Here is a 24275-nt window from a genome sequence, read left to right on the forward strand (position 1 = left end):
GGCGGGCGCATGACGACGCGCGACGCGCGCGTCTCTTCGTTCGCGGATTACTTGCTGGTGGCCAGCTCCGCTGCGGGAACCTTCACGACGGGCCGCAAACCGGTCACGAGCGGACGCGCGGCACTGGACAGCGCGTTCACGTCGCCGCGATTGGCGCGCACGATCAGGCCCGCCACCGCATTCATTGCACTCATGAACGCGCCTTCGAGCCAGCCGCCGAGGTGGCTGTAGCTGTCGCTGGCAATGAAGAAGCGGTTGTCGAGCGACGCGGCGAGCGCATGCGTGTGATACCGGAAGCACAGGTTGCTCTGGTGATGGTCGCCGGTCATGTCGAGCTTGAAGCCGCCGGCCGTCTTGTTGGTCGTCCAGTCGAACACAAAGCGGTCCGCCGTGCGTGCTTCCGCGAGCAGCCGATAGAACCACCACGGTTGAGCATCCGACGCGCCCGCGTACTTCACGTACCGATATGCGCGATTCACCATCGTCCGGTACATCCCGTCCGCCGTACCGGCCTCGGTTGCCGGGTTTTGCGGATACAGCCCGAAATCGTGCTGAAGCCGGGTCGAATCGTCTTCCCACGTGTAGCTGGCGAGCAGGCTCGAATACTCGGGCGCCTGGCCGCCTTCGACGATCGGGCTCGGTACCACATAACTCGCCGCGAGGCCGCTGTCGGAGACGACGGCCTTGATCGGTTCGCCGCGCCATTGCGGGACCCACGGCTGGTCGAGCGCAGCGGTCTTGACGGTGGCGAACACCTTCGACGAGCGCGCCATGTGAAGCTGGCCGATCGCCGTGACGATCCGGGCGTTCGCGGCGGCGCTGTTATCGCTCAGCAGCAGCGGCGGATAAACCTGGTTGTACGTATGCGTTTCGAGGCCCAGGCCCGCGTCCCCCAGATTCTGGCTGGCCGCATGTTGGAAGCCGCTGCGGCTGACGATCGGCGTCAACTGATCGTGCGGGACGGCGAGAATCACGAAATCGTAGGCTTCGGCGTGGACGGCGTTATGGCTGTCGTATGACAGCAGTTGCGCGCGCGCCGACGCGGTGCCGGAATGGCAGGCGTTCGCGACGCGTTCCTGACGAACCTGGACGGCCAGCTTGCCGGCGCCGACGTCCTGGGCCTTGCGGTACAGATTCCGGATGAACTCGACGTTTTCCGTGACCGGCAGCGTGTATTCGTTCGAATAGTCCCAGAGGATCAACCGCATCATCTCGACCAGCGAGATGTTGTACAGCGGCTTGAAGCCGCCGGTGCCGAAGCCGAAGCGGCCGAACAGCTCGACGTAGTAGCTGATCGATTCATCGACGTCGAGCACACCGTCGACCGGCGGCAGCGTTCCCTTCTCGAACGCAACCGTCACGATCTCGCGGACGGCCGCGCCGAGCGTCAGGCCGTCGTATTGCGCGATGAACTCGGGCCAGTACTTCGTCTGAATCCGCTCGAGGGCGTCGGCCGGCGGCGTAGCCGCATTCAGGATCGCCGCGATCTTGGCCGGATCCACGTTGGCGATCGGATACATCGCGACATTCTCGCCCTCCGGGTTGCCCACCAGCCCGCCGGCGACGACACCCAGTACCTTCAACGTCGGCGAATCCGGATCTTCCCAGTCTTTCGGATCGCTCCCGACATAACGATCGACCCGATTGCCGAACACGAATTCGGTCGGCACCTTGCCCGGATTCGGAAATACCTTGATCGGTGCCGCGTCCCCGAATGCGGCGGACGCATAATGCCAGGTCAATCCGGCGATTTCCGGAAAGCGCATCGCGCCGACTTCGTAAATCGTGTCGCCGCTGGCGGGATCGCCGTTGTGGACGAGTGCCGCCGACACTCTTCCGGCCTTGAGCCCGCGTACCTTGATCGCCTTGATTCCCGGCCGGTCATGAAGAAACGAATCGGGATCGGCTTCGTAGATCTGCACGTCGATGCGGCTTCCTGCCGGCAGCGTCGCCGCGAGCCGGCCGAGTTCGTAGAGTGCGGCGATGCCGCCTGCTCCGCCGCCGACGATGGCGATCCTGTAGTTGCCGGCGGGCAGCGTGCCCAACGGCCCGGCGGCGGCGACCGGATAGGACACCAGCGCGGAATCGGGATGCCGGTAGTTGATCCCGCTCAACCGGGCTTCGCCAACGGTGGTGGCAATCTTCTTCTCGTTCTTCAGGCCGAGCAGCCGGGGAATGACGGTAACGCCCATGACGTTTCTCCATCGAGAGAGTGGAAACCGCGCGATATCGATCCCGACTGCCGCTGGCACAGCGCGTCGGGACCGATTCAGGACAACGACAACGCATTGCGAACGAAGCTTGCGCAGTATGCGAATGCGGTTTCGCCAAATCAATCAATTTTTGTTTGAGAAACGATTGGGGAGAATGAGCGAAATGATGGAAAAGAGGCACGTCCCCCTGTTTAAAAATTCATTCGTGGGGCTGGCCCCCAGAAGGGCCGATCGCCGCGTCGTGCTCCTCGCGAATACGTCGAGTATTCGCTTCGCCCCACGGGGACTTCCGTTGGTCGTCGCAATCCTTGCGCTCGGCCCTTCCGGGCCCAGCGCAAGCCTGCCATCAGCGTGAACAGGCGCTACCCTGGCCGAGCCGTCAAAATTCCGACCGCACGCAACGGTCAGTTCGACATCCCGAATTGCGGATCGATATACGCATCGACATTCTGCGACTGTTTGTACACGCCGTTGCGCACGTTGAACGCATTCGCGTTGCGCGTCGACCCATAGATCGAATCGAGACCGTCGCCCTTGCGGAACACACGCTTCGCGGCTGCTTCGTCGAGCAGGTGCGTGCCTTTCAGCAGCGGCAGGTATTGCTCCGGCGTGAGCCCGACGCGCGCGGACATGATCCTGACCGCATCGGCCTGCGTCTTCGGGTCGTTAATGTACGCGACGCAGCGGTACCAGACCTTGATCACCTTGGCCCAGTCGGCCCGGCGCGCGGCGAGGCTCGCGGGCGCGACCGTGATCGCATCGTAGATCAGCCCCGGCGCGTCGGCCGACGTGAAGATCGCGCGTGCGCCCGGTGCGCGCTTCAACGCCTCGTTTGCGTTCGGCTGCCATGCGGCGACGGCGGCGATATCGGCCGACGAGCCGAGCACCTGCGGCAGTTCGTTGGTCTTCGCATTGACCAGCGTCACGTCGCCATCCTTCAATCCGTGCTTCTGCAGCGCGGTCTCGAGCAACAGGTGATCGACGAGGCCGAGCTCGACGCCGACCTTCTTGCCCTTCAGCCCCTCGACGCTGCGCAGCGGCGGCTTCGCGATGATCATGTCGTTACCGGCGGAATAGTCGGTCAGCAGGACCATCACGTTCTTCGCGCCGGATGCCCCCGTCACGAGCGCATCGCCGTTGGTTGCCGCGACCGCGTCGAGCTTGCCCGCGGAAAACGCGTCGAGCGACGCCGAGTAATCGAACCATTCGAAATCGACGTCGACGCCGGCCTCCTTGAACCAGCCCTTGTCGAGCGCGACCTGGAACGCGACCCAGCCGGGCCAGTCGCTGTAGCCGATCTTCAGCGGCGCCGCCGCGTGAACGGCGGGCGCCGCGAGCAGCGCCGCAGCCGTGGCGGCGGCACCCCATGCACGACGGGCGGAACGGAAGGACAGCAGGCGGCGGAGTGCCGAGGCGGGACGGGTCATCGTGTTTCTCCAGGAGACCGGGATCGGGATCGTCGATACGGACCGTGCAGGAGCACGGTCCGGCTGCGTAGCCGGTTCCTGCGGATGCGGAACGAACGAAGCGGCCACGGAGAGGCGCGATGGCCGTTGCCATCGCCAGTCTCCCGGGCTTTTGTCCCGCCGTGTAGCGCGTGCGCGTCCGCTCTCGCGATCGGACGAACCCGTGCCGGGCTGCTCTCGGACCAGACGTTCGATGAACCGGAACCCTAGCACCCCTAAGATGCGACGCCGCCGCACCTCTCGGCGTCATGCCGAGCGAAAACCGTGCCAACGACGTGCGACGAGGGCGGCTCAGCGGCGGCGCGCGGCGCGTTGCAGTTCGATGAAGCGCGCGGAGAAGAGGGCTGTCAGCACGCGCCGGAGCAGGTCGAGCTTGTTCATGAGCGGTCGGATGTCGAGTGAAGGTGCCGCCATCGATGCAATGCCCATGCCACTGCGGATCGTGCCGTGCATGCGCATGCGACACGCACTGCACCGGTGCGGGATCGCGTTCGCCTGGTGCGCGGCACGCCCGCCGCGAGGGCACGGGGCCGCCGCCATGTCGTGCAGGCGGCGCACGTGCGGGCCGCCGCACCGCGTTGTGCAGCCGTTTCGTCGAGGCTGGCACGCAACTCGCTAGATCGTTGCCCGAGAGGTGCGAAGCAATTTGCATCATCTTCAGGATCGCTAGGGTTCCGGTCATGCGGCGTTCGCGCCGCACGATGCCTGGTCCGAGAGCAATCCGGTCTTGCCTTCGCCTCGATACGAGGCAACGGCGAGGCTCCACGGAGGGATAAAAGCCCGGGAGGTCGCGATGTCGTTCGGTCGCCCTCTCACGCCTTTTATCCAACCGACCACGGAGCCGCCATGTCGCCGAGCCCCCAAGCCGTCCTCGCCCCACCACCGCACGTCGCGTGGGAAACGCTGATTCCCGCCGGCACCCACTGGTCCGGCATCCTGCGCCGCGGCCTCGCGCTGCGCATCGTCGATGTCGAAGGCGGCGCGAATCTGTCCGCCGTATTTCATCGCCAGGAAGACCCGCTCGAACGCTACAACATGGCCGATACGCTGAAGGCGCAGCACACCGCGCATCTCACGCGCGGCCATGCGCTGTACACGGACATGGGGCGCGTGATCGCGTCGATCACGGCCGACACGCTCGGCTGGCACGACCCGCTCGGCGGCGTCGGCGACGCGCGCCTGTTCGCACACAAGTACGGCACGACGACGTACCAGGCCGATCGCAACGCGATGATCCGCAACGGCCGCGACAGCCTTGTGCTCGAACTCGCGAAGTACGGGCTGTCGGCGCGCGACCTCGCCGCGAACGTCAATTTCTTCAGCAAGCTCGAGACGGCGGACGACGGCACGCTCGATTTCGTCCCCGGCCATTCGACGGCCGGCAGTGCCGTCGATCTGCGCTTCGAGATGAACACGCTCGCGGCATTCTCGACTGCCCCGCATCCGCTCGATCCGCGCGCGGACTATGCGCCGAAGCCGGTGAAGCTGATCGCGTACCGCGCGTATCCGGCGGACGCCGCCGCCCCCGAAGACGATCCGTGCCGGCGCGCGTGCGCCGAGAACGTGCGCGGCTTCACCAACACCGACCGCCTGTTCGCGTAAGGAGCCGCACCATGCCGATCATCGAAAGCCGCCTCGACCCGCGCGACGCGATCCACGACATCACGCTGAACGCGGGCGAACCGTGGCTGCACGACCTGAAGCGCGGGCAGGTCTTCCGCATCCTCGACCTCGAAGGCAACCAGGCCGTCGACACGCTGTTCTACCGGTCCGACGACCCCGAGGAGCGCTACAGCGCCCAGGACACGATCCGCGCGCAGCGCAACCTGTACCTGAGCGCCGGCAGCGTGCTGCTGTCGAGCCGGGGCAACGCGATGGCGACGATCGTCGCCGATACGTGCGGGCGTCACGACACGCTCGGCGGCGCATGCGCGGCCGAGAGCAACACGGTGCGTTATGCGCTCGACAAGCGGCACATGCACAACTGCCGCGACAGCTTCCTCAATGCAATCGCGCACTGCACATGCGGCACGGGCGCGCGGCTCACCAAGCGCGACCTCGTCGGCAACGTCAACTTCTTCATGAACGTACCCGTCACGCCGCTCGGCGGGCTGACGTTCGAGGACGGCATTTCCGCGCCCGGCAAGTACGTCGAGATGCGCGCGGAGATGGACGTCACCGTGCTGATCTCGAACTGCCCGCAGCTGAACAACCCGTGCAACGGCTACAACCCGACGCCCGTGCGTCTCACCGTGTGGGAGGCCGAATGAGATTCGCCAAAGTCCTCGTTGCGAACCGCGGCGAGATCGCGTGCCGCGTGATCCGGACGCTGAAGCGGCTCGGCATTGCGTCGGTCGCGATCTACTCGGACGCCGACCGCGACGCGCGTCACGTGACGCTCGCCGACGAAGCCGTGCGGGTCGGCCCCGCGCCGGCGGCGGAGAGCTACCTGAACGTCGCGGCGATCCTCGCCGCCGCGCGCGAGACCGGCGCACAGGCCGTGCATCCCGGCTACGGCTTCCTGTCCGAGCATGCCGGTTTCGCCGATGCATGCGAAGCGGCCGGCGTGCGCTTCATCGGGCCGCGCGGCGACCAGATGCGCGCGTTCGGCCTCAAGCACACCGCGCGCGCGCTCGCGGCCGCACAGGGTGTCGCGCTGCTGCCGGGCACGGGCCTGCTCGACGACGTGGCGACGGCGCTTGCCGAAGCCGGTGCGATCGGCTATCCGGTGATGCTGAAGAGTACGGCCGGCGGTGGCGGGATCGGCATGTCGTTGTGCCGTGACGCCGCGCAGCTCGAGGCGGCCTTCGAATCCGTCGTGCGGCTCGGCAAGGCGAACTTCGCGCATGCGGGCGTGTATCTCGAGAAATTCGTCGAGCACGCGCGGCATATCGAAGTGCAGATCTTCGGCGATGGCCGCGGCGGCGCGATCGCGCTCGGCGAACGCGATTGCTCCGTGCAGCGCCGTAACCAGAAGGTGATCGAGGAGACACCCGCGCCGGACCTGACCGATGCCGAGCGCGACACGCTGCACGCGAGCGCGGTGCGGCTTGCCCGCGCGGTCGGCTACGCGTCGGCCGGCACGGTCGAGTTCGTGTTCGACGCCAACGCGCGCCGGTTCTATTTCCTGGAAGTGAACACGCGGTTGCAGGTCGAACATTGCGTGACCGAAGCAGTCACCGGCATCGATCTCGTGGAATGGATGATCCTGCAGGCCGAAGGCGACCTGCCGCCGCTCGACACACTCGCCGTCGCGCCGCGCGGCGCGAGCATCCAGGTGCGGCTCTATGCGGAAGATCCGCACAAGCAGTTCCAGCCGAGTGCCGGCGTGCTCACGCATGTCGCCTTTCCGGACGACGTGCGCGTCGACGGCTGGATCGACGCGGGCACCGAGGTCAGCGCGCATTACGATCCGTTGCTCGCGAAGCTGATCGTGCGCGGCGATACGCGCCGCGACGCGCTGGCGGCACTGCAGGCCGCGCTGGCGCGGACCGAGCTGTACGGGATCGAAACCAACCTCGACTACCTGCGCGCGATTGCCGGCTCGGACACGTTCGCGCGCGGCGCGCCGACGACGGCGTTCCTGTCGCGCTTCGCATTCGCGCCGCACACGATCGACGTGCTCGACGGCGGCGTGCAGACCACCGTGCAGCAGGCGCCCGGGCGCGTCGGTTACTGGAGCGTCGGCGTGCCGCCGTCCGGTCCGATGGACGATCGCGCGTTCGATCTCGCCAACGCGCTGCTCGGCAACGCACGCGACGCGGCCGGGCTGGAATTCACGATGGTCGGCGCGACGCTGCGCTTCAACACCGCGACGCTGTTCGTGCTCGGCGGTGCGCCGCTCGCGGCAACGCTCGACGGCGAGCCCGCGCCGTTCTGGCAGGTGCTGCGCGCCCGACCGGGCACGGTACTGAAGCTCGGCGGCGTGACGGGCGCGGGCGTGCGCGCGTGCCTGGCCGTGAAGGGCGGGCTGCAGGTGCCCGACTATCTCGGCAGCAAGGCGACCTTCACGCTCGGCCAGTTCGGCGGTCACGCGGGGCGCGCGCTGCGCAAGGGCGACGTGCTGCATCTGCACGCGGACGCGGGGCGCGGCGACGCCGGCGCGACGCTGGCCGAAGACGACATTCCCGCATTGACGCATGCGTGGACGCTCGGTGTGCTGGACGGCCCGCACGGCGCGCCGGACTTCTTCACGTCGGACGACATCGCGATGCTCTACGGCACGCAGTGGACGGTCCACTACAACTCGAGCCGCACCGGCGTCCGGCTGCTCGGACCAAAACCGCAATGGGCACGCGCGGACGGCGGCGAGGCCGGCCTGCATCCGTCGAACATCCACGACAACGCGTATGCGATCGGCGCGGTCGATTTCACCGGCGACATGCCGGTGATCCTCGGCCCGGACGGCCCGAGCCTGGGCGGCTTCGTGTGCCCGGTGACGGTCGTGCGCGACGAGCTGTGGAAGCTCGGGCAGTTGCGCCCGGGCGATACCGTGCAGTTCGTGCGCGCGGCCGCGTCGGCCGGGCAGCCGGCTGCTGCGATCGCGCAACCGACGCGCGACGTCGCCACTGCTGCCTGCGCCACGCCCGGCGAATGCGTGTTGCATCGCGACCCGTCGGCCGGCGGTATCGGTGTCGTCTACCGGCGCTCGGGCGATCGCAACGTGCTGGTCGAATACGGGCCGCTCGTGCTCGACCTGAACCTGCGCTTTCGCGTGCACGCCCTCATGTGCTGGCTCGACGCGCACCGGTTGCCCGGCATGCTCGACCTGACGCCGGGCATCCGCTCGCTTCAGGTGCAGTTCGATGCACGCGTGCTGCCGCTCGATGCACTGCTCGCGCATCTGCGGACCGCGGAGCGGGAGCTCTCCGACGTGGCCGACATGCGCGTGCCGAACCGCATCGTGCACTTGCCGCTGTCGTGGGACGACCCGTCGACGCGCATCGCGATCGAGCGCTACATGCAGTCGGTGCGGCCCGATGCGCCGTGGTGCCCGAGCAATATCGAGTTCATCCGGCGGATCAACGGGCTGGCGAGCATCGACGACGTGAAGCGCATCGTGTTCGACGCGCGCTATCTCGTGATGGGGCTCGGCGATGTCTACCTCGGCGCGCCGGTCGCGACGCCGATCGATCCGCGGCACCGGCTCGTGACGACCAAATACAACCCCGCGCGCACCTGGACACCCGAGAACGCGGTCGGCATCGGCGGCGCGTATCTGTGCGTGTACGGCATGGAAGGGCCCGGCGGTTACCAGTTCGTCGGCCGTACTGTCCAGATGTGGAACCGTCACCGCACCACGCGGGAGTTCGAAGCCGGCAAGCCGTGGCTGCTGCGCTTCTTCGACGAGATCCGCTTCTACGAAGTCAGCGAGGCCGAGCTGGCCACGCTGCGCGCGGATTTCATCGCGGGCCGCGCGTCGCTGAAGATCGAGGAATCCGTGTTCGACCTGGGCGCGTACAACCGCTTTCTGCGCGACGAGGCGGAGTCGATCGCGACGTTCAAGGCCGCGCAGCAAACCGCGTTCGAAGCCGAGCGCGAGCGGTGGCGGGCGGCCGGGCACGCGGAGTACGTCGGCGAAGCGGAGCAGGGCGACGTGCAGGCGGCGCGGGAAACGGCCGCGCTCGACGATACGCAGCGCGCGATTGCCGCGGACGTGTCGGGCAGCGTGTGGAAGGTGCTGGTCGAACCCGGCGAGCGCGTGACCGAAGGGCAGGTCGTCGCGATCGTCGAATCGATGAAGATGGAGGTGGCGGTGACGGCAATGGAAGACGGCACGATCGAGACGATCGATTGCGCGCCGGGCGCGGCGGTCGTGGCCGGCCAGCGGCTGATGGTGCAGAAGACCGGCGCCGCCGAGGAGGTCGCATGAGCACGACACAACGTTCGCCGCTGCCCGGGCCGGGCTCGATCGCCGCGCTGCGCGCACGCTATGAGGCGGGCACCCTGACGCCGCACGCGCTCGTCGACGCGATCGCCGCGCATTTCGACGCAGGCGATCCGCACCATGCGTGGATCCGGCCGCTGACGCACGCCGAGATGACGGCCTACGCCGACGCGCTGGCCGGGCGCGACATCGCATCGCTGCCGCTCTACGGCGTGCCGTTCGCGATCAAGGACAACATCGACCTCGCCGGCATTCCGACAACGGCGGCCTGTCCGGCCTATGCGTACACGCCGGATCGCAGCGCGCCCGTCGTCGAGCGATTGATCGCGGCAGGCGCGATTCCGGTCGGCAAGACCAATCTCGACCAGTTCGCGACCGGGCTGTCGGGGCAGCGCTCGCCGTACGGCGCGTGCCGCAATGCGCTCGATCCGCGCTACGCGTCGGGCGGATCGAGTTCCGGGTCGGCGGTGGCGGTCGCGCTCGGCGTCGCGGCGTTCTCGCTGGGGACCGATACGGCCGGTTCCGGGCGCGTGCCGGCGGCGTTTCATGGGCTCGTCGGACTCAAGCCGACCCGCGGCGTGCTGAGTACGCTCGGCGTCGTGCCGGCTTGCCGGTCGCTCGATTGCGTGTCGGTGTTCGCGCACTCGCCGGCCGACGCACGGTCGGTGTTCGCCGTCGCGCAGGGCGTGATCGAAGGCGATCCTTACGGGCGCGCATGGCAGCCGCTGCCGGATGTCGACCGGGTGCGTTCGCTCGGCCGGTCGGGTTTCGGCGTACCGCGTGCCGATCAGCTCGAGTTCTTCGGCGACGAATCGTATCGCGCGGCCTGGGGGGCGGCGCTCGAACGCCTGCGGGCGACGGGCGCGCGGATCGTCGAGATCGATTTCAGCCCGTTCCTGGCCGCCGCGCGGCTGCTCTACGAGGGCCCGTGGGTTGCCGAGCGGCTTGCCGCACTCGGCGCATTCGCCGCGCGGGAGCCCGATGCGCTCCATCCGGTGATTCGCACGATCGTCGGCGGCGCGTCGCGCTTCAGCGCGGCCGACGCGTTCGCCGCGTTCGACCGGCTCGCGACGCTGCGCATCGAGGCGGCCCGCGCATGGGCCGGGCTCGACGCGATCGTGATGCCGACCTCGGCCACGACCGCGACCGTGGCCGCGCTCGAAGCCGATCCGATCGGCATCAATTCGCGCTTCGGCTTCTACACGAACTTCGTCAACCTGCTCGACCTGTCGGCGATCGCGGTGCCTGCCGGCGTCTGCAGGACCGGGGCGCACGCGGGGTTGCCGTTCGGGATCACGTTCGTCGGCCGCGCGCACGACGATGCGCGGCTGCTCGATCTCGCCCAGGCGTGGGGCGACGGCGATCAGGCTGTCCGCGAGGCCGGGGGCGCTGCAACGGCGGACGCGGCGCCGACGGAAGCCGCCAGCGTCGTGCGCGTGGCCGTCGTCGGTGCGCATCTGCGAGGCGAGCCGTTGAACGGGCAGCTCACGCAGCGACGCGCGCGTTTCGTCGCGGCGACGACGACGGCGGCCACGTACCGTCTCTACGCGCTGTCCGGCGCGGCATCCGGCGGCAGCGTCGCCAAGCCGGGGCTCGTGCGCGTGCCGGAAGGCGGTGCGCCGATCGCGGTCGAGATCTGGGAGATGCCGGTCGACGCGTACGGCAGCTTCGTCGCGGGGATTGCAGCGCCGCTCGGCATCGGCACGCTGACGCTCGCCGACGGGTCGCGCGTGCAGGGCTTCCTGTGCGAAAGCGCGGCGCTCGACGAGGCGACGGACATCACGCGCTTCGGCGGCTGGCGGGCGTATCGCGCCCACGCCGCGGGCAGCGCCTCGCAATGAACGTCCGGTCGCGCGATGCCACGGGCGCTGCGCGACCGGCACCCGAAACGATACGGAGATCCCCATGTCAATGACCCGCAACACGACCGGATGGCTGGCCGTGCGCCGCGAACTGACGACGCGCGGCAAATGGACGCTCGGCCTGGCGTCCTTCCTGCTGCCGTTCGCCGTCTGGTGCCTGATCAGCTATGTGCCGTTCGTCTGGCATCCGCAGATGCGCATCACGAATCCGGGAAGCGTCGACTATTTCCAGACCGGCATGCAGATCGACCGCGAAGTCTTCGACGACGAGCTCGCGCATGCACGGGAGATGCATACGGCCGTGCCGGAGGGCGTGCGCGCGAATCCGGTCTACCTGCCCGCGCCGCACCAGGTGTTGCGCGCGTTCTACACCGCGTTCACGACGCCGCCCGCATCCCGCGACGGCGTATGGCTGCACGAGAGCCTGTGGCACAGCATCCGGATCATTTTCTGGGGCTTCGTGATCTCGTCCGCGATCGGTGTGCCGCTCGGCATCGTCTGCGGCACCTTCAGCGCGCTCGCGCGGCTGCAGGAACCGTTCCTGGAGTTCTTCCGCTACCTGCCCGCGCCGGCGTTCGGCGCGCTGATGGTCGCGATTCTGGGCATCTACGACGCACCGAAGATTGCGATCATCGTGATCGGGACGCTGTTCCAGCAGGTGCTGATCATCGCGAACACGACACGCAAGCTCGAATACGGGCTGTTCGAGGCCGCGATGACGCTCGGCACGAAGAAGCTCAAGCTGCTCACCCACGTCGTGATTCCCGGTGTGCTGCCGGACCTGTATCGCGACCAGCGGATCCTGCTCGGCTGGGCGTGGACTTACCTGATCGTTGCCGAACTCGTCGGCACCAGTTCGGGCATCACGTGGTACATCAGCCAGCAGGCGCGCTACCAGCATTTCGACAACGTGTATGCGGCGATCCTGATGATCGGGGTCATCGGCCTCGGGACCGACATCGTGCTCGGGGTGCTCGGCCGCAAGCTGTTTCCGTGGGACCGCACGCTGAAAGCGTGATGCCCTTCGATTCGCAACCGTCAACCGATTTCCGCAGAGGGCATCATGCAGAATCCGCAAGCCGTTCCCGAGTACCTGATGCAGTCCGACGCGGTGCGCGAGCGCTTCGCACGGCTGAAAACCCGCGACGTGATACTCGACGTGCGCCACGTCGGCAAGCGCTTCGCGACGCCGCAGGGCGAGTGCGTCGCGCTCGACGACATCAGCTTCCGTACACACCGCCGCGAATTCGTGTGCGTGATCGGCCCGTCCGGTTGCGGCAAGTCGACGCTGATCCGCATCCTGGCGGGGCTCGAAGCGCAGACCAGCGGCGAAGTGCTGCTGGACGGCAAGCCCGTGCAGGGGCCGGGCGCCGATCGCGGGATGGTGTTCCAGGGCTATACGCTGTTTCCGTGGCTCACCGTGAAGAAGAACGTGATGTTCGGTCTCCGGATGAACGGGAGCAGCAGCGGCGAGGCCGAACGCGAAGCGCTGCAGTGGCTCGATCTCGTCGGGCTGACGCGTTTCGCCGACGTGTATCCGCACCAGTTGTCCGGCGGGATGAAGCAGCGTGTGGCGATCGCCCGTGCGCTGGCGAACCGCCCGCGCATCCTGCTGATGGACGAGCCGTTCGGTGCGCTCGACGCGCAGACGCGTGCGCGGATGCAGACGCATCTGCTCGACATCTGGCGCAATATCGACGTGACGATCCTGTTCATCACGCACGATCTCGACGAGGCGATTTTCCTGGCGGATCGCATTCTCGTCCTCAAGGCGAATCCGGGGGCGGTGCAGGAGCTGATCGAGGTGCCGGTGCCACGGCCGCGCGATTATTCGCAGGTCAATTCGCCGGCGTTCGTCGCGACGAAGGCGCGGCTCGAAGCGCTGATTCATCCGAAGGAGGCCGTGCCTGCCGATGACGACGACGGCGTGAAACCGCACATGATCCGGATGACGGACGTGTCGGACAACGTCGAGTAGACCGGGACGGGGATGGGCCGGGCGATCGGCACGGGCGCGGTCGGGCGCGCGGTGTTCGCGCTCCGTCCACGTAGGTAGTCGTAGCCGCCGGCCTAGGGCCGGCGCGTCTGGTCTTGGCCGCCCGCGTCACGGCCAGGACCCTGATCGAGCCGCACCTTGAGGCGTTCGGCACGCGCTTTCCCGCACTCGGCCTCGAACCATCGCGGCCTCGCGCATGTCGCCGCTTGCGGATTCGGCCGCGGGCGCCAAACGCGTGCTTTTCGGCCCCGGTTGTCAACCGGGGCCATGACCTGAGTCGCGCTTGCCGACGAGCATCGGGCGACATGGCGGCGGGGGCGTTCGCCGCATGACCGATTTCCGTGAGTCGGGCATCGACCGTGCCGATGCCGAGCCGCGGGCCGATACAGTCGAATGCGTACTGGATTGCGCCGCGTGCGCTACCGTTACCGTCGAAACCCATCCGGACGCAACGCTGCGCCCTTTACCTTTCTCCTGCGACATCGATATGTCGAATATCGCGTCGGCGCGACATTGCCGCACCAATGTCGTGCATTCGTCAGTGGATAGACGCTGATTGAAAGGAAACGTTTGCATGGAGCCATATCGAAATATTCGGTAACTGCACCGATATTCGATCGCCGAATAAGCGCGGGATACTGCACGAATTTCCAATGAAATCGAATGCATAATTCTGCGGCGAACGTTTGCGTGACACCGAAGCGAATTCGAATCGCATGCCGCGCCGCCAATGCGCGTTCAGCAATTGCCGATCAGCGCTCACGCAATTACGTCGATTGCCGTCTGCATTACACCCGGAGCCAGTGCGCGCGACATCGATTTGAACGTGTCGCCGACGTGTATTGCGACTCTGTCAGTTGACGATGGCTAGATCCGAATGCGGGCCGTACTGGACGGCTCGTGGTCGAAGCGGAGGCCACGCCGTCCACGCGCTGGCGCCAAAACATCTCCCGTCATCCTGATCTGCCGGCCGGCATGTGTAATGCATCGGGCGGCCCGAATTCCGTCGCAATTAGCCAGAACTGCCGAGGTATCCGGATATCCCGATCGATATCCGCCGTCGATGATTTGCGTCAATTTTTTATCGATTTTTGCGAATTAATTCACATCCGATTCGACCGTTGTCAATAAATGGGGGCGCATCACGGGCTTGATTGATTCCGACAACAACACGGCGGAAACGGACATTGATAAATCGGCTAACAATCACAGCCGCATATGATGCGGCGCAGAAATCAAGAAATGTAAGCAATTGTTAAAGGGCCGCAAGATGCAAACAGTATCGAATCATTCGTCGGCGGGGTTAAGCGTGAATCGTGGCAGAGGCCCCGGAACCGGGCATCAACGGGCAAGCGTGATCGTACTGTTGCTCGAGGGTTTTTCGATTATGCAGATGGGCAAGCTGGCGGCGGTTTTCGAACTCGCCAATCAGCTCGGTCGAGCCGACGGCGTATTCGCCGACCACTACGAATTGCGGCTTTATTCGATCCATGGCGGCCCGGTTCGTTCGTCGTCGGGTGTGGGGATCTGGACGGATGCCACCCGCATGCTCGAGGCAAGCACGGTTCACGCGATGTTCGTCCTGAGCGGAGAGGGCGGGATCGACGCCCTCGACGAGCAATTGATCGCGTGGCTCAGGCAAGCGCATCAGCGTGCGCGCGTCGTCAGGGGCAGCGGTGGCGGCCGGAAGCTGTTGACGCAGATTCACCTGGCGCAAAAGGAGGTCGAAAAGGTGTTGCCGGCGGCGGACGACGGCGTCGCCTCGCACGCCGGACGCGACGACGTCGAATGTTCCGATGACGAAGACGACGGGCCGTTCTCGGATGCGTTGTCGATCGTGCGCGTCGACATGGGCTACGAAATCGCGCAGGAAATCGTGGCGTGCATGGTGTCCGGTGCGAATCGCAAGCTGACCGACGTGCTGTTCGGCGCACGCGTCGCGCGCGCCAGCACCTTGATCCGGCGCGCGGCACATCACCTGCGCGTCAATAGCGAGAACCGGATCTCCATCGCGGACGAGGCGCAGGCCGCCGCGATGAGCGAGCGCAATTTCCTGCGGCGCTTCAAGAACGAGATCGGTGTGACGCCAACCGAGTTCGTGCTGAGAATCCGCCTCGAAAAGGCCTGCCGCATGCTGATCGAGACGGATCTTCCGGCCGACAAGGTCGCGAGACGAACCGGCCTTGGCAGTGGCGACCGGATGGCCAAGCTGTTTCGCCAGCACTTGCAGACTTCACCGACCGAATACCGGGCCGCCGCTCGAAAAGGCGGCGATGCTTCGGCGGAAATGCTGTATGCGTCGGACCTGAGCAGCTGGATGAACAACACCGCATCGTAGTCACGCGCGCGTCGTTCGTTACTCGAAGGCGATACGTGATTTCATCGTGCCGAGCGTCATGAATATCCGGATAAACGGGATTTCGATCGAATGACAGGGCGCTCGATTCGAATCGAAAAATCGGATATCGGTCGATCGCAGTGCAACAAAGGTGGATTCGGCCACAATCGTGGCGCCGTCCGACAGCAGCCGCCCGAAATGCGTACCCGCTCGATTAAGTTATCGACTGGCCTTTCGAGGAGGCGGCACCCCGGTACTCCTCGGAATTTTGCCTGCCGTGTCTTCGTGAGCGCACTGTGCAGGCCTTTTTATTCTTCGAGCCAGTATTCGCGCGGTCTATATCCGCCGATGCTCGCTCGCACGTTCCGTGCGGTATTCGGCGATGAAATCGCGACCTGCCGTGCCGGATGACACCGGCAAGATGAATCAATGCATTGGCTTGAAACGGCGTGTCGCCATCGCGATCCGGATTCGAGAATCCATAAAAAAATCGCGCGTCATTCCGCATGGAACGTTATCCGTCAAATCGTGAAATCGATCGAATAAATCCGGCACGGAATCACCCTTGATTCCATCCGCCATCAACAAGGCGAATTCGGACGCTGGCGATAAAAGCGCGAGTCGCGATGAATATGATGCACTGCGGCAACACGGAAGTGACGGCATGCCGACGGGTAAACGGATGGGCACGCTGACCGGCACGCGCACTGCAGCGTGCCGCGGCATGGCCGAATGACCGCCTCGGGCGACATTGAATGACAGGCGTGCAGTGCCGGTGCGCAACGCGGACGGGTGCTGAATGACAAATTAGGAGTTCATACCGATGAATTCGTTGATCAATCGAGCGACCGATATCGGGCTGATCGTGCTGGGCGCGTTCATTCCCGCATTGATCGGCGCCACCGGCGGCGCGCGCGGGACGCTGTTCGACGGTGCACTCGTCGCGTTTGCCGCCGCGCTGGCCTTGTCGGTATTTCCCGCCTGCGGCATCTACGAGACGGCGCGCACGCGTTCGGCGCTCCACGTGCTCGGCCGTACCGTGCTCGCGTGGATCGTCGTGCAGGGCATGAGCACGGCGCTCCTGTACATGCTGCATCGTGCGCACGTGCTGTCGAGCGAGTGGTTCGTGTGCTGGACGCTTGCCAGCGGAATCGGTCTGATCGTGTTCCGCGCGCTGACGCTCGCGATCTTCGGAATGATCGAGCGTGCCGGCGATCAGGTGCGTGCGGCGGCCATCGCGCACGCCGACCTGCGCGGCCAGCGCGAGATCGGCCACCGGGCGGCCGGGCGCGTGAAGCGCATGGTCAAGCGCGGCTTCGACCTGGTGGGTGCGTCGTTGCTGCTCCTCCTGCTGGCGCCGGTATTGCTGGGTATCGCGTGGACCGTGCGACGCGACAGCGGCCCGGCGATCTTCGGGCACGAGCGCGTCGGCCGCAACGGCCGGCGGTTCAAGTGCCTGAAATTCCGCTCGATGGTGACGAACGCCGATGCGGTGCTCAAGGCGCTGCTCGAGCGGGATGCCGACGCCCGTGCGGAATGGGATCGCGAATTCAAGCTGAAGAACGATGTCCGCATCACGCCGATCGGCCGCCTGCTCCGCAAGACGAGCCTCGACGAACTGCCGCAGCTGCTGAACGTGCTGAAGGGCGACATGAGCCTGGTCGGGCCGCGCCCGATCGTCGAGGCCGAACTCGAACGCTACGGCACCGACGTGCGCTACTACCTGATGGCGAAACCGGGCATGACCGGACTCTGGCAGGTCAGCGGCCGCAACGACACCGACTATTCGACGCGCGTATCGCTCGACGTGTCCTACGTGCGCGAATGGTCGCTGCGTCGCGACATCGGAATCCTGTTCCGGACGATCAACGTGGTGGTGCGCGGTTCGGGTGCGTATTAGCCGCTGCCGCGCGCACGCCGCGAAGGAAACGCGGCGGCGCGTGACGGTAGCAGGCGCAGCGGGCGCGGAGGGGTTCGGCAGTGAGCAGTGGCGGCAGGCATGTCCGGTCTCGACAGGGGTGCTGTACTCGCGCGCGACACGACGCGGGGCGACCGGTGAAACTTCAAATTAAAAGAGTGCGAGGTTGTAATGCAGAGGTTGCGTCAAATGGAGTCGGCGCGCGCGATCGCGCCGCGCCGACCAATGCGCGTCGGTTCGCTCGTGATGATCCTGCCGCTGTGTGCGTTGCTGGGCGCGTGCGGCATCGCGCCGGGCATGCGCATGCAGCAGCCGGCGTCGATTCCGCTGCAAGGCGGATCGACACCGGCCGAGAGCGCCGCGCTGCCGGTGCCGGTCACCAACATCGACCTGTCGCTGATCCGGCGCATGCGCGACACCGAACGCAGTACGCGCGGCGAAGCGCGCGATATCGTCGCGGCGCCGGATGCGTACACGATCGGGCGCGGCGACGTGCTGCAGATCACCGTCTGGGATCATCCCGAACTCGCGGCGGCGCTCGGCGCGCCTGCGCAGGCCGCGCCGCGCGCGGCGGATGCGCCGCCGGGGTTCGTCGTCGACCAGGACGGCACGCTGCAGTTTCCGTTCGCGGGGCGCCTGCCGGTGGCCGGGCTGACGGCCGAGCAGGTTCAGACGCAGCTCACGCGGCGTCTCGACAGGACATTCAGGAATCCGCAGGTCACGGTGCGCATCGCGTCGTTCCGCGCGAAGCAGGTGTATATCGAGGGCGAGGTGCATGCGCCGGGCTCGCAGCCCGTGAACGATATCCCGATGACGCTGTACGACGCGATCGGGCGGGCCGGCGGCTTTGCGGCATCCGCCGACCAGAGCCGCATCGTGCTGGTGCGCGACGGCGTCGAACGCCGGATTGACCTGACGGAGATGGCCGAGCAGGGGCGCAACCCGTCGAAGATCGTGCTGCGCAACGGCGATCTCGTGCGTGTGCTGCCGCGCGACGAGAGCGGGGTGTTCGTGATGGGCGAGGTCAACAAGCCCGTGACGGCGTTGCCGATGCGCAATGGCCGGCTGACGTTGAGCGAGGCGATCTCGCAGGCCGGCAGCCTGAACGCGAACACGGCCGATGCGGCGCAGCTCTACGTGGTGCGCGGGATGCAGGACGAGCAGCCGCAGGTCTATCACCTCGATGCGCGCTCGCCGGTCGCGATGGTGCTGGCGAATCAGTTCCAGCTGAAGCCGAAGGATGTCGTGTACGTCGACGGCAACGGGCTCGTCCGCTTCAGCCGCGTGCTCAGCCTGTTGCTGCCGGCCATCAACGCCGGCCTGACCGCGGCGATCGCGACCAAATGATGGAATCGATCCTGATCGTCTGCGAGGGCAACATCTGCCGCAGCCCGATGGCCGAGGCGATGCTGCGTCACGCGATGCCCGGGCGTCGCGTCGCGTCCGCCGGCCTGAACGCACTGGTCGGCCTGCCGGCCGCGCCGTATGCGCAGGACGTCATGCGGATGCGCGGCTTCGACGTGTCGACGCATCGCGCGCAGCAGATCGGCCGCTCGCTGTGTACCGATGCCGACCTGATCCTCGTGATGGACCGTCGCCAGCGCACGTCGCTCGAGAACCAGTTCCCGTTCGTGCGGGGGCGCGTGTTCCGTCTCGGCGAGTACACGGATTTCGACGTGCACGACCCTTACCGCCAGCCCCGATTCGTGTTCGAACGCTGTGCGCGACTGATCGAGCTCGGCGTGTCCGAGTGGTCGAAGCGCCTGCGTATCGTCTGACGCGGCCACAGGTCGATGCCCCACTGGAACCCCATACGCCTCCCCATCGTTGCCATGACCCAACCCTCCGCCCCGCCGCAGCACGCCGCCGAAGACGGCAGCGAGACCGACTTCGTCGCGGTGCTCGACATCCTGCTGGAAAGCCGCTGGCTGATCGCGATCATCACGTGCGTGCTGCTGGCCGCCGGCCTCGCTTACGCGATTCTCGGCAAGCCCGTGTTCGAAGCCAACATCATGGTCCAGGTCGAGGACAGCCCGGACACGTCGGCCGCCAAGTCGTTGCTCGGTGACGTATCCGCGCTGTTCGACGTGAAGTCGTCGGCCGCCGCCGAGCAGCAGATCCTCGCGTCGCGCCTCGTCGTCGAACGCGCGGTCGACAAGCTCAACCTGTTCATCGATGCCGGGCCGAAGCGTTTTCCGCTGATCGGCGACTGGATCTCACGCCATGCCGACGGCCTGTCCGACCCCGGCCTGGCCGGCTTCGGCGGCTACGCATGGGGCCGCGAACGGATCGACGTGGCGCGCTTCGACGTGCCGCGCAAGAACGAAGGCGATGCGTTCACGCTGACGAGCCTCGGCGGCAAGCGCTATCGGCTCGACGGCGGCGATTTCAATGCGCCGGTCGAGGGCACGGTCGGTACGCTCGAGCATTTCAGCTCGCCGCGCGGCCCGGTCACGCTGCTGGTCGCGTCGATCGCCGCGAAGCCCGGCGCCGCGTTCGTGCTGGTGCGCAACTCGCGTCTGAAGACGATCGAGGACATCCGCGACCGCCTCAACGTGCAGGAGCGCGTGAAGCAATCGGACGTCGTCGTCGCCAGCCTGCAGGACACCGATCCGAAATGGGTCAGCGACACGATGAACGAGATCGGCCGCCAGTACGTGCGGCAGAACATCGAGCGGAAGTCGGCGGAAGCCGCGCAGTCGCTCGAGTTTCTCAGCGGTCAGCTGCCGCAGCTCAAGCAGCAATTGACCGATTCCGAAGCGCGCCTGACGAAGCTGCGCAACGAGCACGGCACGGTCGACCTTACCGAGGAGGCGAAGCTCGCGCTGGCCCAGACCGCCGACGCGAAGACGCGCCTGCTCGAGTTGCAGCAGAAGCGTCAGGAACTGATGTCGCGCTTCACCGAGCGGCATCCGAGCGTCGCGGTGATCGACGAGCAGATCGCCGCGCTGAACGGTTACCGGAATACGGCCGAACAACAGATCCGGCGCCTGCCGGACCTGCAGCAGGATACGGTGCGGCTGATGCTCGACGTGAGGGTCAACACCGACCTCTACACCGCGTTGCTGAACAACATGCAGCAATTGCAGCTCGTGCAGGCCGGCAAGACCGGCAACGTGCGCCTCGTCGACACCGCGGCGGTGCCGGAAGTGGCGGTGCGGCCGAAGAAGGCGCTCGTCGCGCTGGCATCGCTGCTGCTCGGGCTGCTCGCCGGCTGCGGCACCGCGATCGCCCGCTCGATGCTGTTCCATGGCATCTCCGATCACAACGAGATCGAGCGCCGCCTCGGCCTCGCGGTGTACGCGACGGTGCCGATCAGCGACCATCAGCGCGACCTGGCCGAGGAGGCCGCGCGCAAGAGCGGCCACAAGTCGATCCTGTCGATCGACTTCCCGAACGAGCCGGCCGTCGAGTGCCTGCGCAGCCTGCGCACCGCGCTGCAGTTCGCGATGCTCGAGGCGAAGAACAACATCGTGCTGATCGCCGGCCCCGCGCCGGGCGTCGGCAAGACCTTCCTGTCGTCGAACCTCGCGGTCGTGATGGCGAGCGCCGGCAAGCGCGTGCTGCTGATCGACGGCGACATCCGCAAGGGCCGGCTGCACGACTATCTCGGCTTTCCGCGCGGGCGCGGCTTCACCGAGCTGATCGCCGGCAGCGCGCGCGTGGAGGACGTGATTCATCGCGAGGTGGTCGACGGTCTCGACTTCATCTCGACCGGGACGATGCCGAAGAACCCCGCGGAGCTGCTGCTGAACCGCAATCTCGCGGCGCTGGTCGACGATCTGTCGTCGCGCTACGACATCGTCGTGATCGACTCGGCGCCGGTGCTCGCCGTGCCCGATACCGGCATTCTCGGCGCGGTCGCCGGCACCGCGCTGCTCGTCACGATGGCGGGCAGGACGAAGCTCGGCGAGATCGCCGAATCCGCGAAGCGCTTCGCGCAGAACGGCGTCCGCCTGAGCGGCGTCATCTTCAACGGGGTCAACCCGCGGCTCGGGCAGTACGGGTACGGGTCGAAGTACGGCGGTTATCGCTACGTCGCGTACGAATACGGGGCGCAGGATGCGTGACGCGCACCACGCCGGCGGCGGTCCGACCCGCGTATCCGGCCGCGCACCGCGCACGGAGGCGAGATGATCAATCCACGGGATTCGATCGTGTCGCTCGCCGGCGTCGTGGTCGGCCAGATCGCACTGTTCGCCTGCATCTTCGTGATCGGACGGCGCTTCGGGCCCGAGTCGCTCGGCCATTTCAACTATCTGCTCGCGCTCGCGACCTTCGTCGGCACGCTGCTCGCGTTCCGCTACGAACTCGCGTGCGTCGACGACGCGCCGGGCGAGTCGTTCAACGCGTTCGTCAACGTGACGGCGTTGAGCCTGGTCGTGACGGCGGTGTTCGGTTTCGTGATCGCCGTCGCCGGGCGCGGGGATCTCCGTCTCGTCGCCGTCTATGCGCTGGCGACGTTCGTGCAGCTGGCCGCCGGGTCCTACCTGAACAGCCTCCGGCGCTACGGCTGGATCGCGCTGTCGCGCGTGGTGGTCAACGGCCTGTTCCTCGCGGGCCTCGTGCTGTCGCTCGCCTGTTCCGCGTGCGGACGCGTCGACGTGTTCGCGCTGTATGCGTGGGTGACCGCGGCGGTGTCGATCGTGATGGTTGCGGCGATCCTGTACTCAGGCTATCGCGCCGGGTACGCGTTCAGGCTGTCGCGCGCTTTCTTCGTCAGGAACCGCCGTTTCGCGCTGTATATCCTGCCGTCGACGCTGTGCGCATCGGTGCTGACCTACGCGCTGTCGATCGCGATTCCGCACTGGTTCGATGCGCAGAGCGCCGGCTACTTCGCGGCCGCGTACCGGCTCGGTTTCTTTCCGGTATCGCTGATCGCACAGAGCGTCGGCGGCGTATTCCGCCGCGACGCGATCGGTGCGATGGCGCGTCCGGATGCGAGCGCGACGGTGCCGCGCGTGTACCGGACTTACGCCCGCGCGCTCGCGGTACTCGCGGTCGTGTACATGGCCGGCGGGCTGCTGCTGTTCGCGCCGCTCGTGAACCAGTTCTTCGGCGCAAGCTGGCGCGGCTCGGTCGGGTTCTATCACAGCCTGATGCCGTTGTTCGCGCTGCAGCTGATCTACGTGCCGCTGTCGCAGATCTTTCTCGCGACGCGCGCGCAGCGCATCGATTTCCTGTTTCAGCTGACCTGCGGCGTGTGCCTGACCGGTGCGCTGGGCGTCGCAAGGCTGATGAACCTGTCGGCCCCGGCGAGCGTGCAGGTTTTTTCGCTGACCGGCGCGGCGCTGATGGCGGCCGGCATCGCGCTCACGTACCGGGTCCTCGACACGAACCTGTCCCGATCCCGCGCGCTGGCGTGAGATTTCCGCAACGACGAACGAGCACACCATGATCCTGATCGTCATCGATTCCCTCGAGCGTTACACCTTCGCGACCCGGCTCGTGAACGCGGTGCGGCACGAATACGAGTTCGCGTTCCTGACGAGCGAACCGGTCGCGCATCTCGGCCTGCTGCTGGGCGGCTACCGCTCGGTGTACCTGAACCGGCTGATGCCGATCGACGTGCCCGACGGGCAGGCGGCCGACCGCACGCCGTACCAGCTGTCGATCGAGGTGCTGAACGGGCAGATGACCGAGGCGCGCGCGAAGCGCGAGTCGGCGGCGATCTTCCATATCGCATCGGAGGTGCTGCGCGGCCTGCGGGTCGAGCAGTGCGTGATGTGGAACGGGCAGCAACTGGTGTGCCGCGCGGTGCGGCAGGCATGCACGGTGTACGGCGTCGCGACCCGCTTCATCGAGATCTCGAACCTGCCGGGCAAGCTGTTCGTCGATTCGCTGGGTGTCAATGCGCTGTCGACGATCAGCCGCAACCCCGAGGCCATCGATCGGCTGCCGCTGCCCGACGAGCACACGCATGCGCGCTGGCTGTCGGCCTACGAGCGCTACAAGCAGATGCCGCTGCCGCAGGCGCGGACATCGTTCGCGCGCAAGGCCATGTCGGCGGCCAACTACGTGCTGAAGGTGCTCAGCCGCGGCGTCGGCCGCCGGCGCCTGGCGAGCGTGCGGGCGCGCAACGGGATGCCGGCGCCGCGCCAGGCCACGTACATGCCGGTCGACACGCTGGCGGCGAACCGCTATGTGTTCCTGCCGCTGCAGGTGTCCGGCGACACGCAGATCAAGTTGCACTCGGACGTCGACAATCTCGAGGCGATCCGCCATGCGTTCGAGTTCGCGGCGAACGAGAGCGCCGACCTGTTCGTGAAGCTGCATCCCGCCGAGACCGATGCGGCCGAGATCGAAGCGATCGTGCGCCTGCAGGAGACGTATCACTTCGAAATCGTCACGTCGCCGACCACCGACCTGCTGCGGCACGCGTATGCGGTCGTCACGATCAATTCGACGGTCGGGCTCGAGGCGATGCTATACGGCAAGCGCGTGGTGTCGCTCGGCCGCTGCTTCTACAAGGAGTTCGATCGCGAGCGGCTGCTGAAGTACATCCATTCGTTCCTGGTCGACGGTATCGACTACTTCGGCGCCGCGCGCATTCCCGCCGATGCGGCCCGGCGCGTGTTCGCGACGCGGCACTGAC

17 protein-coding genes and 2 riboswitches are annotated in these 24275 nt (G+C 66.6%); of the genes, 15 read left to right on the forward strand and 2 right to left on the reverse strand.

Annotation, left to right across the window (positions count from 1 at the left end):
• Positions 1-47 precede the first annotated feature (47 nt).
• Both FOZ70_RS01800 and FOZ70_RS01805 read right to left on the reverse strand, forming a co-directional pair.
• Positions 48-2192, reverse strand: a complete 2145-nt coding sequence (locus tag FOZ70_RS01800) for a tryptophan 2-monooxygenase oxidoreductase (protein WP_219704826.1) — start codon at positions 2190-2192, stop codon at positions 48-50.
• Positions 2193-2617: 425 nt separating this feature from the next.
• On the reverse strand, positions 2618-3640 hold the full coding sequence (locus FOZ70_RS01805; RefSeq protein WP_060088775.1) for an ABC transporter substrate-binding protein: 1023 nt from the start codon (positions 3638-3640) through the stop codon (positions 2618-2620).
• A 138-nt stretch (positions 3641-3778) separates the two neighbouring features.
• Positions 3779-3900, reverse strand: a riboswitch (guanidine-I (ykkC/yxkD leader).
• Positions 3901-4334: 434 nt separating this feature from the next.
• A riboswitch (guanidine-I (ykkC/yxkD leader) is annotated at positions 4335-4468 on the forward strand.
• A gap of 57 nt (positions 4469-4525) precedes the next feature.
• Here FOZ70_RS01805 and FOZ70_RS01810 point away from each other — a divergent pair.
• From FOZ70_RS01810 to FOZ70_RS01880, 15 genes are all read left to right on the forward strand, one after another.
• Entirely contained in the window at positions 4526-5281 is a 756-nt protein-coding gene (locus FOZ70_RS01810; protein ID WP_060223606.1) for an urea amidolyase associated protein UAAP1, read from the forward strand.
• A gap of 11 nt (positions 5282-5292) precedes the next feature.
• Positions 5293-5949, forward strand: a complete 657-nt coding sequence (locus tag FOZ70_RS01815) for an urea amidolyase associated protein UAAP2 (protein WP_027792692.1) — start codon at positions 5293-5295, stop codon at positions 5947-5949.
• Complete coding sequence (gene uca / locus FOZ70_RS01820) at positions 5946-9551, forward strand: urea carboxylase (RefSeq protein WP_219704827.1); 3606 nt, start codon at positions 5946-5948, stop codon at positions 9549-9551. The genes FOZ70_RS01815 and uca overlap by 4 nt, the downstream gene beginning before the upstream one ends.
• On the forward strand, positions 9548-11407 hold the full coding sequence (gene atzF, locus FOZ70_RS01825; RefSeq protein WP_219704828.1) for an allophanate hydrolase: 1860 nt from the start codon (positions 9548-9550) through the stop codon (positions 11405-11407). Before uca ends, atzF begins: the two co-directional genes overlap by 4 nt.
• A 64-nt stretch (positions 11408-11471) precedes the next feature.
• Positions 11472-12446 carry an ABC transporter permease gene (locus FOZ70_RS01830; protein ID WP_021158112.1) on the forward strand — a complete coding sequence of 325 codons (975 nt, stop codon included), beginning with the start codon at positions 11472-11474 and terminating at the stop codon, positions 12444-12446.
• Between the two features lie 45 nt (positions 12447-12491).
• Complete coding sequence (locus FOZ70_RS01835; protein WP_021158111.1) at positions 12492-13406, forward strand: ABC transporter ATP-binding protein; 915 nt, start codon at positions 12492-12494, stop codon at positions 13404-13406.
• Between the two features lie 346 nt (positions 13407-13752).
• Complete coding sequence (locus tag FOZ70_RS01840; RefSeq protein ID WP_219704829.1) at positions 13753-13980, forward strand: hypothetical protein; 228 nt, start codon at positions 13753-13755, stop codon at positions 13978-13980.
• 810 nt (positions 13981-14790) lie between these two features.
• Entirely contained in the window at positions 14791-15762 is a 972-nt protein-coding gene (locus FOZ70_RS01845; RefSeq protein ID WP_258025521.1) for a helix-turn-helix domain-containing protein, read from the forward strand.
• Positions 15763-16327: 565 nt separating this feature from the next.
• On the forward strand, positions 16328-16498 hold the full coding sequence (locus FOZ70_RS01850; RefSeq protein ID WP_155632041.1) for a hypothetical protein: 171 nt from the start codon (positions 16328-16330) through the stop codon (positions 16496-16498).
• A gap of 87 nt (positions 16499-16585) precedes the next feature.
• Positions 16586-17662: a sugar transferase gene (locus FOZ70_RS01855; protein ID WP_219704831.1), complete on the forward strand. Its 1077-nt coding sequence runs from the start codon at positions 16586-16588 to the stop codon at positions 17660-17662.
• A gap of 243 nt (positions 17663-17905) precedes the next feature.
• Positions 17906-19027: a polysaccharide biosynthesis/export family protein gene (locus FOZ70_RS01860; RefSeq protein WP_258025516.1), complete on the forward strand. Its 1122-nt coding sequence runs from the start codon at positions 17906-17908 to the stop codon at positions 19025-19027.
• A complete protein-coding gene (locus FOZ70_RS01865; protein ID WP_042973863.1) occupies positions 19024-19458 on the forward strand; it encodes a low molecular weight protein-tyrosine-phosphatase in 435 nt (144 codons plus the stop codon). The genes FOZ70_RS01860 and FOZ70_RS01865 overlap by 4 nt, the downstream gene beginning before the upstream one ends.
• A 54-nt stretch (positions 19459-19512) precedes the next feature.
• Entirely contained in the window at positions 19513-21750 is a 2238-nt protein-coding gene (locus FOZ70_RS01870; RefSeq protein WP_059485693.1) for a polysaccharide biosynthesis tyrosine autokinase, read from the forward strand.
• A gap of 63 nt (positions 21751-21813) precedes the next feature.
• Positions 21814-23046, forward strand: a complete 1233-nt coding sequence (locus FOZ70_RS01875) for an oligosaccharide flippase family protein (RefSeq protein WP_219704833.1) — start codon at positions 21814-21816, stop codon at positions 23044-23046.
• A 28-nt stretch (positions 23047-23074) separates the two neighbouring features.
• Entirely contained in the window at positions 23075-24274 is a 1200-nt protein-coding gene (locus tag FOZ70_RS01880) for a capsular biosynthesis protein (protein ID WP_060088768.1), read from the forward strand.
• Position 24275 lies beyond the last annotated feature (1 nt).

Source organism: Burkholderia sp. COPS, from assembly GCF_019425585.1.
Lineage (GTDB): Bacteria > Pseudomonadota > Gammaproteobacteria > Burkholderiales > Burkholderiaceae > Burkholderia > Burkholderia cepacia.